The sequence below is a fragment of the Knoellia sp. Soil729 genome, assembly GCF_001427985.1.
Classification (GTDB): domain Bacteria; phylum Actinomycetota; class Actinomycetes; order Actinomycetales; family Dermatophilaceae; genus Knoellia.
In genome coordinates, this window is the sequence record NZ_LMSA01000004.1 from 58,348 (window position 1) to 71,892 (window position 13,545).

General features: G+C 71.2%; 11 protein-coding genes. All 11 read right to left on the reverse strand.

Features of this window, described 5'->3' with window-relative positions; genetic code table 11:
• Nucleotides 1-36 precede the first annotated feature (36 nt).
• Nucleotides 37-735, reverse strand: a complete 699-nt coding sequence (locus ASG74_RS14220) for a YggS family pyridoxal phosphate-dependent enzyme (RefSeq protein WP_056144989.1) — start codon at nt 733-735, stop codon at nt 37-39.
• Nucleotides 732-1,454 (reverse strand): peptidoglycan editing factor PgeF, encoded by a 723-nt coding sequence (gene pgeF / locus ASG74_RS14225; RefSeq protein ID WP_056144991.1) that lies wholly within the window; start codon nt 1,452-1,454, stop codon nt 732-734. The genes ASG74_RS14220 and pgeF overlap by 4 nt, the downstream gene beginning before the upstream one ends.
• Before the next feature lie 95 nt (nt 1,455-1,549).
• Entirely contained in the window at nt 1,550-2,821 is a 1,272-nt protein-coding gene (gene ftsZ / locus ASG74_RS14230; RefSeq protein WP_056144994.1) for a cell division protein FtsZ, read from the reverse strand.
• A 464-nt stretch (nt 2,822-3,285) separates the two neighbouring features.
• The gene (locus ASG74_RS14235; protein ID WP_235498994.1) at nt 3,286-4,059 is read right to left on the reverse strand and encodes a cell division protein FtsQ/DivIB; all 774 of its coding nucleotides are present in this window, start codon (nt 4,057-4,059) and stop codon (nt 3,286-3,288) included.
• A 5-nt stretch (nt 4,060-4,064) separates the two neighbouring features.
• Entirely contained in the window at nt 4,065-5,456 is a 1,392-nt protein-coding gene (murC, locus tag ASG74_RS14240; protein ID WP_056145332.1) for a UDP-N-acetylmuramate--L-alanine ligase, read from the reverse strand.
• Between the two features lie 59 nt (nt 5,457-5,515).
• Nucleotides 5,516-6,634 carry an undecaprenyldiphospho-muramoylpentapeptide beta-N-acetylglucosaminyltransferase gene (gene murG / locus ASG74_RS14245; protein WP_056144999.1) on the reverse strand — a complete coding sequence of 373 codons (1,119 nt, stop codon included), beginning with the start codon at nt 6,632-6,634 and terminating at the stop codon, nt 5,516-5,518.
• Nucleotides 6,631-7,992, reverse strand: coding sequence for a putative lipid II flippase FtsW (ftsW, locus tag ASG74_RS14250; RefSeq protein WP_082569779.1), 1,362 nt, complete (start codon nt 7,990-7,992; stop codon nt 6,631-6,633). Before ftsW ends, murG begins: the two co-directional genes overlap by 4 nt.
• Before the next feature lie 4 nt (nt 7,993-7,996).
• Entirely contained in the window at nt 7,997-9,484 is a 1,488-nt protein-coding gene (murD, locus tag ASG74_RS14255; protein WP_235498996.1) for a UDP-N-acetylmuramoyl-L-alanine--D-glutamate ligase, read from the reverse strand.
• Entirely contained in the window at nt 9,481-10,563 is a 1,083-nt protein-coding gene (mraY, locus tag ASG74_RS14260) for a phospho-N-acetylmuramoyl-pentapeptide-transferase (protein WP_056145005.1), read from the reverse strand. Before mraY ends, murD begins: the two co-directional genes overlap by 4 nt.
• Entirely contained in the window at nt 10,560-11,987 is a 1,428-nt protein-coding gene (locus ASG74_RS14265; protein ID WP_056145008.1) for a UDP-N-acetylmuramoyl-tripeptide--D-alanyl-D-alanine ligase, read from the reverse strand. The genes mraY and ASG74_RS14265 overlap by 4 nt, the downstream gene beginning before the upstream one ends.
• Nucleotides 11,984-13,543 carry a UDP-N-acetylmuramoyl-L-alanyl-D-glutamate--2,6-diaminopimelate ligase gene (locus ASG74_RS14270; RefSeq protein WP_056145011.1) on the reverse strand — a complete coding sequence of 520 codons (1,560 nt, stop codon included), beginning with the start codon at nt 13,541-13,543 and terminating at the stop codon, nt 11,984-11,986. Before ASG74_RS14270 ends, ASG74_RS14265 begins: the two co-directional genes overlap by 4 nt.
• Nucleotides 13,544-13,545: the final 2 nt, after the last annotated feature.

Sequence of the window (13,545 nt, forward strand, 5' to 3'; positions counted from 1 at the left end):
TTGGCGACCGGTGTGGCCGTGTGTCCGATAGAGAAGTTACCCAAGGGGCGGGCGAGAACCGAGTATTGCGGTCCCGACACGCAGGTGTGTCGCCCCCTCGAGGACGGCGTCCTCGAGGTCGCCGCTCATCCCGGCAGAGATCCATGATGCGCCCGGATGACCTGCCTGTATGCCGTGTGCCACCGTGCGCAGCCGGCCGAAGGCCGGGCGTGGGTCACCGTCGCGCGGGGCGACCGCCATCACGCCCCGCAGGCGCAGCGAGGGGCAGTCGCCGACGAGGTCGGCGAGCGCCTCGACGTCCTGCGGCGCGGCTCCCCCGCGGCCGTCGCTGCCGTCGAGTGCCACCTGGACCAGGACGTCGAGCTCGCGTCCGCGGTGCTCGGCTGCACGCTGCAGCGCGCGCACGACCTTGGGTCGGTCCACGGACTGCACGACGTCGGCGTAGGAGGCGACGTGGGCCACCTTGTTGGACTGGAGCTGGCCGATGAAATGGACCGTGACGTCGTCGCGGCGGGTCAGGTCGGCGACCTTGGCACTGGCCTCCTGGTCCTTGTTCTCACCGATGTGGCGGACGCCGAGCCCGATGAGCAGGTCCACGTCGCTGGCCGGGAAGTACTTCGTCACGACGACGAGGTTGACCTCGTCAGGCTGGCGACCGGCTCTCGCCGCAGCCCGGTCGATGCGCTCCCTCACCTGGGCGAGGTTGGCCGCCAGCTCGTCACGACGCCCGGTCACGGTGCACTCCGCATGATGACGCCGGCGAACCGACCCGTGGTCCCATCGCGCCGGTGGGAGAAGAGCGACTCGTCCTCGCGCGCGCATCCGGGCACCCACGTGATCTCGTCGACGCCGTTCGACCGCAGCTGCGCGACGACCCCGGCGGCGACATCGATCGCCGGCTTTCCCGTCCAGGTGACCGTGCGCGACTCCGGGCTCACTTCGGCCGCGTCCTCCCGCATGTCGAGGGGGACCTCGTAGCACCGCCCGCACACACTCGGTCCGACGACCGCCGACACCCTGGAGGCCCCGAGATCACGCATCGCGGAGATCGCCTGTCCGACCACGCCTTTGGTCATGCCGGGTCGGCCCGCGTGCACTGCTGCGATGACACCGGCGTCGACGTCGGACAACAGGATGGGCGTGCAGTCCGCGACGAGCACGGCCAGGGCAAGGTCAGGCTCTGCGGTGACCACGCCGTCGACGACCAGCGGCCCCGTGGGCTTCTCGCTCACCACCGCCACGTCCGCGCCATGGCACTGGTCCATGAAGACGAGGCGGTCGACGTCGACCGCGACTCCTTCGGCGAGCCGGGCGCGGTTCTCTCGAACGGACGCGGACGAGTCGCCCACGTGACCACCCAGGTTGAGACCGGCATACGCGCCCTCGCTCACCCCGCCGGAGCGGTCGGTGAACGCACGGCGCAGGCCGTCCACGTCATTCCGCCAGAAGAACACGAGACCACCGTAGACGCGCGCCCGGACGTTGTTGTGCCCGGCTGGGGCGCTCGAGGGAAGCGAGCGTGGTCCCAGCCGGGCACAGTGAAACGGGCCTACTTGAGGAAGTCGGGCACGTCCAGGTCGTCGCCATCGTCGAAGGTGACGGTGCGCGGCGGGGTCGGACGCTGCTCGGAGTCCGGGCTGCGCTGGCTCGAAGCGGCCTCGGGCTGACGAGCCGGCTCACCGGCCGAAGCCACCGGCGCGACGGCAGGAGCCTGCGCCGGCGAAGCCTGCTGAGCCGGACGCTGCGCGCCCTGGCCCTGGCCCTGCTGCTGCCCCTGGGCAGGCTGGGCCTGCGGTTGCTGGCTGGCGGCCTGCTGCGTCCTGCTCGGACCCTGGATGCTGCCGATTCCCCGCTCGTCGGGGCGCTTGGCCGGTGTGCCGCCGTCGAAGCCGGCCGCGATGACCGTCACGCGCACCTCGTCACCGAGGGCGTCGTCGATGACCGCACCGAAGATGATGTTGGCCTCGGGGTGGGCGGCTTCCTGCACCAGTCGGGCAGCCTCATTGATCTCGAACAGCCCGAGGTCGCTGCCGCCCTGGATGGAGAGCAGCACCCCGTGGGCGCCGTCGATGCTGGCCTCGAGCAGGGGGCTCGAGATGGCGAGCTCGGCGGCCTGGACCGCGCGGTCCTCACCGCGGGACGAGCCGATGCCCATGAGGGCCGACCCGGCGCCCTGCATGACCGACTTGACGTCCGCGAAGTCGAGGTTGATCAGGCCGGGGGTCGTGATGAGGTCGGTGATGCCCTGGACACCGGAGAGCAGGACCTGGTCGGCACTGCGGAACGCGTCGAGCATGGAGACGGCGCGGTCGCTGATCGACAGGAGGCGGTCGTTGGGGATGACGATGAGGGTGTCGACCTCTTCGCGCAGACCGGCGATGCCGGACTCCGCCTGGTTGGCGCGACGACGACCCTCGAAGGTGAAGGGGCGGGTCACCACACCGATGGTCAGCGCACCCAGGCCCCGGGCGATGCGGGCGACGACGGGCGCGCCACCGGTGCCGGTGCCACCACCCTCACCAGCGGTCACGAAGACCATGTCGGCCCCCTTGAGGACCTCCTCGATCTCCTCGGCGTGGTCCTCGGCGGCCTTCTTGCCGACCTCCGGGTCCGCGCCGGCACCGAGGCCGCGCGTCAGCTCACGGCCGACGTCGAGCTTGACGTCGGCGTCGCTCATGAGGAGCGCCTGCGCATCGGTGTTGATCGCGATGAACTCGACGCCCTTGAGACCGACCTCGATCATCCGGTTGATGGCGTTGACACCACCTCCACCGATGCCGACGACCTTGATGACGGCCAAGTAGTTCTGGGGTGTTGCCACGGTGGGGCCTCTCCTGAAGTTGCTGAGTGCTCGAGCTGGTGCGACGTGCGGGGGTGCGACGTGCCGGGCGGTGCGCGATCACCCATCCCGAACTCTCGACCTCACGTCAAGAGTCACAGTTTGATCACGAACCGTTGACCTGACGCTAGGCGTCGGTGGGGCGTGATGCAACGAGCGGGTGGGCGTGTCGCGGGACGGCTCGCCGATTCTTCCCCACGCGAGTCCCACCAGCCACACCGCCCCCACCGACCACGCCTCCCCCACGCTCGGACCCAACCCCGCCCACCTCACCTTTCCCGGCCCATGCGGGAACCTGGGCGAACGGACGGAAAAGTTCCGTCCGTTCGCCTTGGTTCCCCCATGGGGAGCAAAAGTTGGGACGCCGCGGGGCCTGCCGGATGAGCCAATGCGGGTCTCGGGGCCGTCGGCGGCGGGAGCGCACCCAGGGGCCCGCGGCGGGGCGGTCAGCTCTGGGACGGGGACGGCGAGGGGGACGGGCCGCCGCGGGTGACAGGGGTGTCCGGGGCGCTCACGTCGACGACGTCGGGGTTGGTGGCGAGGAGCGCCTTGAGGATCTCGAGCTTGCGGTCCGCATCCTCCGCGCCACCCCAGACCACCTTGACGCCGTCGAGGGTGAAGGAGACGAGGTTCGCGGTGCTCACCTGGATGGCGGTGACCTTCTTGGCGAGGTCCACCGGCAGGGTGTGGATGACGGAGAGGGCTGCTTCCAGCGCCTCCTTGGTCGTGCCCTTGCTCGAGGCTGCCCTCACCACCGGCACCCCCGCCGGAGCCTTGCTCACGGTCTCGTAGGAGACGCCCGTGGAATCCACAACCTCAAGTTGACCCTGAGGGTTCTTGAGCACGAGGGCGGGCTGTCGGGAGACGGTTCGCACGCGCAGGGTGCTGGGCCACTCGCGCCGCACCGAGACCTCAGCGATGGTGCGACGGGTCCGCACCCGGTCCTCCACCGCGCCGAGGTCGACCCGTGCCAGTGGGGTGCCCTTGTCGACGTCGACCAGAGCCACCACCGCAGCCTGGTCGGCACCCGTCACTCCGGTGACCTCGACCTGGCGGACCGCCAGCACCGGACTCCAGAAGGTCAGCCACACGATCGCGGCGACGAGGACGAGGGCGCCGAGCACCCACAGCGCGCGACGCCACGGCTGACGGCGTCGCTGCAGCGCCCGCTCGCGGAAGCGCGAGTCCGCGGCGGCGAGGTGGCGTGAGGACACGCCCACGCCGCTCACCCCTCCCCCAGCGCGCGCAGCACGAGTCCGGCGAGCTCGGTGACGTCGCCCGCGCCAACCGTGAGGACGAGGTCGTCCTCACGGGCGGACGACGCCAGGGCATGGGCGACCTCCTCAAAGCTGCCGCCGACAGCGACGTTGCGCTCCCCCGGCAGCTCTCGCAGGGGGGCCGCGATGACCTCGCTCGTGATGCCCTCCATCGGCTGCTCGCGGGCACCGTAGACGTCGAGCAGCACCACCGAGTCGGCCGGCGCGAGACCTGCAGCGAAGCCTGCCGCGAAGTCGCGGGTGCGCGAGTAGAGGTGCGGCTGGAACGCCACGTGCAGGCGTCCGCCTCGCCGGGCCGCGATGTCCGCGGCGGTGCGGACGACTGCTGCGACCTTGCCCGGGTTGTGGGCGTAGTCGTCGACGACCGTGACACCCGCAGCCACCCCCCGGACCTCGAACCGCCGCCGGGCACCGTCGAACGCAGCGAGGCCCTCGAGGACGCGGGTCCCGTCGGCGCCAAAGCCTGCCGTCGCGGCGAGGTAGGCAGCCCCGGCGTTGAGGGCGTTGTGTGAACCGGGGGTCGCGAGCCGCATCGTCACGTGGCCTCCCCCTGGCAGGTGGAGCTCGGTGCTCGTCCCGATGCCCTCGTCGTCGGCGACGTGGTCGCTGAGCGTGAGGTCGGCCCTGTCGTCGAAGCCGTAGGTCAGCACCCGGGTCCCCGACTCCATCGCCGAGGCGGCAAGACGCGCGGACCCGGCATCGTCGGCGCACGCGACGAGCAGCCCCCCGGGCTGGACCGAGGCAGCGAACGTGCCATAGGCCGCCTCCACGTTCGCGAACGTGCCGTAGAAGTCGAGGTGGTCGGGCTGGACGTTGGTGACGACCGCGACCTCGGGCCGGTAGACGAGGAAGGACCCGTCGCTCTCGTCGGCCTCGACCACGAAGAGGTCACTTCCGGTCCAGGCCGCGTTGGTGCCCTGTCCGGTGAGCTCGCCCCCGGAGGCGAAGGACGGGTCGAGGCCGGCGGACTGGAGGGCGACCGTGAGCATGGAGGTCGTCGTGGTCTTGCCGTTGGCACCCGCGACGGCAGCGCGTCGGGAGTCCTGCATCGTCGCGGCCAGTCCCTGGGAGCGGTGCAGGACAAGGGCTCCGGCCTCGCGCGCCGCGGCAAGCTCCACGTTGGACTCGGGGATGGCCGAGGAGATGACGACGGTGTCGACGTCCGCGACGTGGGCCGCGTCGTGGCCGACGAAGACCTGTGCACCCAGCTCGCGCAGGGAGTCGAGAACCGCACTGTCCTTGGCGTCGGACCCGCTCACCGCGACTCCGTGCGCCAGCATGACGCGGGCGACCGCGGACATCCCCGACCCCCCAATGGCGATGAAGTGGACCCGGCCCATCGTGTCGAGCCCGGGGACCTCCGAGGTGAAGTCGAACCGGGGGTTGCGTGCGACCACGGTCAGCTCTTCCCGGACACGGCGTCGAGCACGAGGTCGGCCAGCAGCTCGTCGCCTCCGTGCTCACCCACGGACGCTGCCGCGGTGGCCATGTCCGCGAGCCCGGCCGCATCGCGCAGCAGCGGGACGAGCGTGCCCTCGATCCACCCGGTGGTGAGGTCGGCATCCTCGACGAGCAGGCCCCCACCTGCTCCGACGACGGTCCGGGCGTTGAGCCGCTGCTCGCCGTTGCCGATGGGCAGCGGGACGTAGGCCGCCGGCAGCCCGACCGCGGTCAGCTCACAGACGGTGTTGGCGCCCGAACGCGCCACGACGATGTCCGCAGCGGCATAGGCCAGCTCCATCCGGTCGGCGTAGGGCACGACGACATAGGGAGCGAGGCCCACCCCCTCCGACACGGCGAAGTCCTTGCCGACCCCCGTGACGTGCAGCACCTGGACGCCGGCCACCCGCAAGGTGTCCACGGACGCCTGGAACGCCTCGTTGATGCGCTGGGCTCCCAACGAGCCGCCGGTGACGAGGACCGTGGGCCACTCGGCCTCGAGCCCGAAGTGCGCCAGCGCCTCCGCGCGACGCGCCTTGCGGTCGAGCAGGGCGATCTCACGCCGCAGCGGCATCCCGGTCACGGTGGCACCGTGCAGCGGCGTGCCGGGGAACGTCACGGCCACGTGCGTCGCGAAGCGTGCCCCCACCTTGTTGGCCAGGCCGGGTCGGGCGTTCTGCTCATGCACGACGATGGGTATGCCGCGTCGCCGGGCCGCGAGGTAGGCGGGCGTCGAGACGTAGCCACCGAAGCCCACGACGACCCGGGCCTCGGCCGCGCTCATCGCGTCGTCCGCGGCCTGGATCGCGCGCCGCATCGATCCCGGGAGGCGCAGCAGCGCCGCCGAGGGCCGGCGGGGCATGGGGACCTTGGGCACGAACTCGAGGTCGTAGCCGCGAGCCGGCACGAGCCGGGCCTCGAGACCCTCGACCGTGCCCAGTGCGGTGATGCGGACGTCGGGCTCCCGGCGGCGCAGGCAGTCGGCGAGGGCAAGGAGCGGAGAGACGTGCCCGGCCGTGCCGCCACCGGCGACGACGACGGAGCCCAGCCGCCCTGCGCCCGGCGCGGAGCCGCTCATGAGCGTGACCGCCGCGACGGCAGGACCGCGAACGACCGCTTGACGAGCGAGGGACGCGCAGCCAGGGCCTGGGCGCACCCGGGTTCGGCGCGGGCGAACGAGAGCAGGATGCCCAGCGCGAGCATGGTCGTCACCAGGGACGACCCGCCCGACGAGACGAAGGGCAGCGGAACCCCGATGACCGGCAGGAGGCCGATCACGGCCCCCACGTTGATCATGGCCTGCACGATGATCCAGCTCATGATGCCGGCGGTGGTGACGCGGACGAAGAAGTCGGAGGTGCGCATCACGAGCCGGTAGCAGGCCAGGGCCAGGACGACGAAGAGCGTGAGCACCATGAGGGTGCCGGGCAGCCCCAGCTCCTCGCCGATGATGGCGAAGATGAAGTCGTTGTGCGGCTCGGAGAGCCAGGACCACTTCTCGCGCGACCCGCCGAGGCCCAGGCCGATCCAGCCACCGTCGGCCAGCGCATAGCGGCCGTGGATCGACTGGCGCGCGGCCCCGAACTGGTCGGTGTCGCGCCCCAGCCAGACGTCGAAGCGACCGAGCCGGTTGGGACTGGTGATGACGAAGGCCACCGCGACCGCGGCAAAGCCCGCGGCGGACAGCGCGAACCACCGCCCGGGAACGCCGGCGGTGTAGAGGACGCCACCGATGATGGCCGCCATGACGAGCACGGTGCCGAGGTCGTGGCCGAGCAGCACCAGGCCGATCGCCAACAGGGCGATGGGGAAGACGTAGGGCACCAGGGCATGGCTGACCCGGGCGAGCTGCTTGCGCTTGGCCGACAGGACGAGTCCGCCGCTGAGCGCAAGACCGACCTTGAGCAGCTCCGACGGCTGCATCGTCATGACGCCGAAGTCGAGCCAGTTGCGGTTGCCCTTGACACCGACCCCCAGTGGCGTGAAGACGAGGAGCTGGAGGACGAGCCCGGCGACCAGCACGGGCAGCGCCAGGCGCTTCCACGTCGGGACCGACAGTCGTGAGGCCACGAGCAGCGCGACCATGCCGATGACGGCGAACTGGAGCTGGCTGAAGAAGATCGCGTAGGCCGAGCCCGACTGCGTCTCGCTGAGAGAGGTGACCGCAGAGGCGGAGAGCACCATGATGAGCCCGAAGCTCACGAGCACTGACGCAACGCCCACCAGCACGTAGTAGGTCGTGACCGGCCGGTCGAGGCGCTCGAGCCACTCGGGGACGAACCCCGAGCTGCGCCCGCCGACGGAGGCCTTGGTGCCAGAGGTTGTGGTGGCAGACGTTGTGGTGGCGGAGGCCTTCGCCGTGGAGGTCTTGGCAGTCGCGCCCTTGGCGACCTTGGACCTGCTGGAGCTCTTGACCGAGCCGGTCGTGCTGCTCACTGGCTCACTCCCCCGGTGCAGCGCGGCGGAGCACCGCCTCGGCGAAGGCGTCTCCGCGTGCGCCGTAGTTGACGAACATGTCCATGGACGCGGCCGCCGGCGCGAGCAGCACGACGTCGCCCGGCTGGGCGAGCGAGGCGGCCTGCGAGACGACGCGATCCATGGTCCCAGTGTCCGTCTCGGCGACGTCGATCACGGGGAGGTCGGGCGCGTGTCGGGCGAGGGCCTGGGCGATCGCCGCCCGGTCGCGTCCCATGAGGACGACGCCACGCAGTCGGGGGGCAGCGTCGCGCACGAGGTCCTCGACGTCCGCTCCCTTGAGGAGTCCCCCGGCGATCCAGACGACATGCTCGTATGCCGCGAGCGAGGCTGCCGCTGCATGCGGGTTCGTCGCCTTGGAGTCGTCGACGTAGCGCACCTCGTCGATGGTCGCGACGTGGGCGATCCGGTGGGCCTCGGGCTGGAACGCCCGCAGTCCGGCGCGCACCGCGGCCGGGTCGACACCGTGGGCGCGGGCCAGGGCAGCCGCGGCCAGCGCGTTGGCCACGAGGTGGGGAGCCACGTCGGGGGCGTCGCCACGCAGGTCCTCGAACGACGCGAGCTCGGCAGCGGCGTGGCGCCGCTGCTCGACGAACGCCCGGTCGGCCAGCACCTCTCCGACGACGCCGACCATCGAGGGTGCCGGCGTGCCCAGGGTGAACCCGATGGCGCGACAGCCCTCCTGGACGTCGGCCTCCTCGACGAGCCGTTCGGTCTGCGGGTCGTCGACGTTGTAGATGCAGGCGATCTCGGTGCCCTGGTAGACCTTGCCCTTGGCCGCGACGTAGGCGTCGTAGCTGCCGTGCCAGTCGACGTGGTCAGGTGCGACGTTGAGGCAGGCCGAGGCCTGCGGCCGGATCGAGTCGGACCAGTGCAGCTGGAAGCTGGAGAGCTCGACGGCGATGGCGTCGAACGGCTCGGGGTCCATGACCGCCTCGAGGATCGGCGTGCCGACGTTGCCGGCACTGATGGCCCGCTTGCCCGCGGCCCGCAGGATCGAGGTGAGCATCTGCACGGTGGTCGTCTTGCCGTTGGTCCCGGTGACGGTGAGCCACGGCGCCGCACCCTCGAGCGGGCGCATGCGCCAGGCGAGCTCGACCTCACCCCAGATCGGCACTCCGGCGGACGCTGCGTCCGCGAGCAGGGGCTGGGTCGGCGCCCATCCCGGGGAGGTGACGACCAGATCGACCCGCTCGGACGGCATACGGGAGACGTGGTCGGCACCGAAGCGCAGCTCGGCGTCGAGGATCTCGAGGATCCGTGCGCGCTCGGCCATCTCGGAGCCCGGCTCGGGGGTCCTGCCGTCGACGACGACGACCTCGGCGCCCCTGTCGAGCAGGGCGTCCGCCGCCGCGAACCCACTCACGCCCAGACCGGCGACGAGGACGCGCAGCCCTGCCCAGTCGGCCTCGCGGGAGGTGAGCTCGCGCAGCCGGTCGGTGCCGCCGGTCATGCCGCGCCCACGACCCATTCGGCATAGAACAGGCCGAGGCCCAGCGCCACGAACAGGCCCGCAATGATCCAGAACCGGATGACGATCGTGACCTCCTGCCACCCGAGCAGCTCGAAGTGGTGCTGCAGCGGCGCCATGCGGAAGACACGTCTGCCGGTCGACTTGAAGGAGGCGACCTGGATGATCACCGACAGGGTGATGGTGACGAAGAGACCACCGAGGATGACCACGAGGAACTCGGTGCGGGTGACGATGGCCAGGCCGGCGAGCAGCCCACCGAGCGCGAGCGAGCCGGTGTCCCCCATGAAGATCTTGGCCGGCGAGCCGTTCCACCACAGGAAGCCGAAGCACGCGCCCATGGCCGCGGCTGCGACGATCGCGATGTCGTGGGGGTCGCGGACCTCGTAGCACTTGATGCCCGGGTTGGTCTGGCAGTTCTGGTTGAACTGCCAGATGGCGATGAGGACGTAGGCGGCGAACGTCATCACCGACGCCCCCGTCGCCAGGCCGTCGAGACCATCGGTGAGGTTCACGCCGTTGCTCGTGCCGGCGATGATGACGTTGGCGAACAGGATGAAGAGCAGCACCCCGACGATGGTCCCCGCGAACGCCAGGTCGAGGTTGGTGTCGCGCACGAACGAGATCTTCGTCGAGGCCGGAGTCCGCCCCCTGCCGTTGGGGAACTGGAGCGCGAGGACGGCGAAGATCACACCCACGAGCGTCTGGCCGAAGAGCTTCTCCTTGGACCGCAGGCCCAGGCTGCGCTGCTTGCTGATCTTGATGTAGTCGTCGAGGAAGCCCACGAGTCCCAGGCCCGCCATGAGGAAGAGCACGAGGACCCCGCTCCACGTGGGCTTGGTCCAGAAGGCGAGGTGCGCCATCGCGTAGGCGGCGAGCGTGGCCCCGACGATGACGGCACCACCCATGGTCGGCGTCCCACGCTTGGTGTGGTGCGAGGTGGGACCGTCGTCGCGGATGAACTGGCCGTAGCCCTGCTTGACGAGGAACTTGATGTACATCGGGGTGCCGAACAGCGCCACGATGAGGCTGACCACGGCGGCGACGAGCACGGCCTTCACGGGGTGTCCTCCTGGGTGGTGCGGTCGTCGGTGTCCTGGTCGGCGGTGAGCAGCGTGTCTCCGAGCCACCGTAGCCCCGCGTCACGACTCGACTTGAACAACACGATGTCGGGCGCGGCGACTTCGGCGCGCAGGAGCGACTCGGCCGCGTCGGCGTCGCCGACCCAGCGGATGCGGGTGCCGTCGACGGGCGCGATGTCCGCCATGGGACGGGCCGTCGCACCCACGACGACGAGCTCGTCGACGCCTCGGCGCTGCGCCTCCTCCCCGACCTCGGCGTGGTCGCGGTCGGACTCCTCGCCCAGCTCGAGCATCGAGCCCAGCACCGCCCACGTGCGCCGGCCCTCACCCATCGACTCGAGCGCCGCGAGGGCGGCTCGCATCGAGTCGGGGTTCGCGTTGTAGGCGTCGTTGACGATCGTCACGCCATCTGCTCGCTCGGTGACCTCCATCCGCCAGCGGCTGACGATGCCGGCCTCGGCGATCGACGTGGCCGCCAAGGACAGGGGTATGCCGCACTCCAGGGCGACCGCGAGCACGGCCAGGGCGTTGCCGACGTGGTGACGACCCACGAGCCGCAGGGCCACGCTCGCCTCCCCCGCCGGGGTCACCGCCCGGAAGGACGCGCGACCGTCGCCACCCACCGTGACGTCGACCGCGCGGACGACCGCGTCCTCCGCCTCTCCGACGAACACGACACGCGCCGCTGAGACCTCGGACATGGCACGCACCGCCGGGTCGTCGGCGTTGAGGACGGCCACCCCGTCGCTCGGGAGCGCCCTGACCAGCTCGGACTTGGCCCGCGCGATGGCCTCGCGGGAGCCGAACTCACCGACGTGGGCCGTGCCGACGTTGAGGACGACGCCGATACGTGGCGGCGCAATCGTCGTCAGGTAGTCGATGTGCCCGATGCCCCGGGCGCCCATCTCGACCACGAGGAACCGGGTCTCGTCCGTGACGCGGGTGACGGTGAGCGGCACCCCGACCTCGGAGTTGTAGGAGCCCACGGGCGCGATCGTGGGGGCGGCCGCGCCGAGCACGCTGCCCAGGAGGTCCTTCGTGCTCGTCTTGCCCGACGAGCCGGTGATGCCGATGACGGTGAGGTCGGTGGCGCGGTCGAGGACGGCGCGCGAGATCGCGACGAAGGCGGCCTGCACGTCGTCGACGACCACGCAGGGCAGCTCGTCGACCGGGCGGCTCACCAGCGCGGCGACGGCTCCGTTGTCTCGGGCGGCACCGACGAACTGGTGGCCGTCCATGGCCTCGCCGATCCGTGCCACATAGAGGCTGCCGGCCTGCGCCTCGCGGGAGTCGGTGACGACGGCACCGGTGACGAGGACCGCCTCGGGTGGGGTGCCGGGTGCCGTGGCCCGAAGCGTTCCCCCGGTGGCAGCCGCGATCTCGGCCAGCGAGAGCGCGATCATGACGTGACCTCGGCGTCGAGCGCCGCGCGCAGCTCCTCGCGGTCGTCGAACGGCTGCACCTCCCCAGCGACCTCCTGGCCGGTCTCGTGACCCTTGCCGACCACCGCGATGACGGATCCCGGTCCGCCCTCGCGGGCCAGTCGCACGGCCTCACGGATGGCGTCACGGCGTCCACCGACCTCGACGACGACCGCTGTGGTGTCGAGGGAGCGCGCTCCCTCCACCACGGCGGTCCGGATGAGGGCGGGGTCCTCGCCACGCGGGTTGTCGTCGGTGACGACGACGACGTCGGCGAGCCCTGCTGCGGCACGGCCCATGCCGTGGCGCTTGCCGCGGTCGCGGTCGCCACCGGCCCCGAGGACGACGACGAGACTGCCCCTGGTCGCGGGCCGGAGGGCAGCCAGAGCCGCCTCGACGGCGTCGGGGGTGTGGGCGTAGTCGACGACGGCGACGAGGCCACTCTCGACGTCGCTCGGCCGGCTCGGCGCGACCTTCTCCATGCGGCCCGGCACGTGCGGGTCGGTGAGGATGGCACGGCCGACCGCGTCGGTGTCCTCACCCAGCAGCAGCAGCGCGACGGCGGCCATCGCCGTGTTGGCGACGTTGAAGTCGCCGGGCAGCGCCGAGCGCAGGTCGAGCTCGATGCCGTTGCCGCGCAACGTGAACCGGGCAGGTTCGTGCGGGTCCACGCTCACGACCCAGTCCGCCTTGTGCCCCTCGAGCGTCGTCAGCGTCGTCACGGGCACGCCGGACTCCTCCGCGAGGCGACGCCCCCAGATGTCGTCGACGCACACGAGGGCACGGGTCGAGAGCTGCGGGGTGAAGAGCTGGGCCTTGGCGGAGAAGTAGTCCTCCATGTCGGCGTGGAAGTCGAGGTGGTCCTGGGAGAGGTTGGTGAACAGCGCGAGGTCGTAGACGACCCCGTCGACGCGGTGCTGGCTCAGCGCGTGGCTCGACACCTCCATGACGCAGGTGTCGGTGTCGCGCTCGTCCATGACGGCGAGGATCGCGTGGAGGTCGGTCGTCTCCGGGGTGGTGCGCACGCTCTTGATGCGCTCGTCGCCGATGCGGGTCTCGACCGTGCCGATGAGCCCCGTGCGGTGTCCGAGCACGTCCAGGGCGCTGGCCACGAGGTAGGCAGTGGTCGTCTTGCCGTTGGTGCCGGTGATCCCGATCATCGTGAGGTTGAGGTCCGTCGTGCCGTAGACCTGTGCGGAGACGGCGCCCAGGACCGTGCGCGGCGACTCCACGACCAGCACGGGCAGCTCGACGCCGGCGGCTCGAAGGCGCGCGGCACCGTCGGCGTCGGTGAGCACCGCGGCGGCCCCGGCCTCGACGACCTGGGCCCCGAAGTCGGCGCCGTGCGCACGAGCGCCGGGCAACGCGGCATACAGGTCACCGGTTCGCACGGCGCGGGAGTCGAGGGTCACTCCCGTGACTTCCACGTCCTGCCCTCCCTCGTCGAGGGAGGCGCTGCCGTCGAAGGATCCGGAGACGAGCAGCGCGAGGTCGCGAAGACTCGAGCTGGTCAGGGAGGCGGGTCGGGGTGCAGACACGA

Coding starts and splice junctions, on each gene's coding strand:
- murC (WP_056145332.1), bottom strand. CDS start 5,456: ATGGGCCGGGTCCACTTCATCGCCATTGGGGGGTCGGGGATGTCCGCG.
- murG (WP_056144999.1), bottom strand. CDS start 6,634: ATGAGCGGCTCCGCGCCGGGCGCAGGGCGGCTGGGCTCCGTCGTCGTC.
- murD (WP_235498996.1), bottom strand. CDS start 9,484: ATGACCGGCGGCACCGACCGGCTGCGCGAGCTCACCTCCCGCGAGGCC.
- ASG74_RS14265 (WP_056145008.1), bottom strand. CDS start 11,987: ATGATCGCGCTCTCGCTGGCCGAGATCGCGGCTGCCACCGGGGGAACG.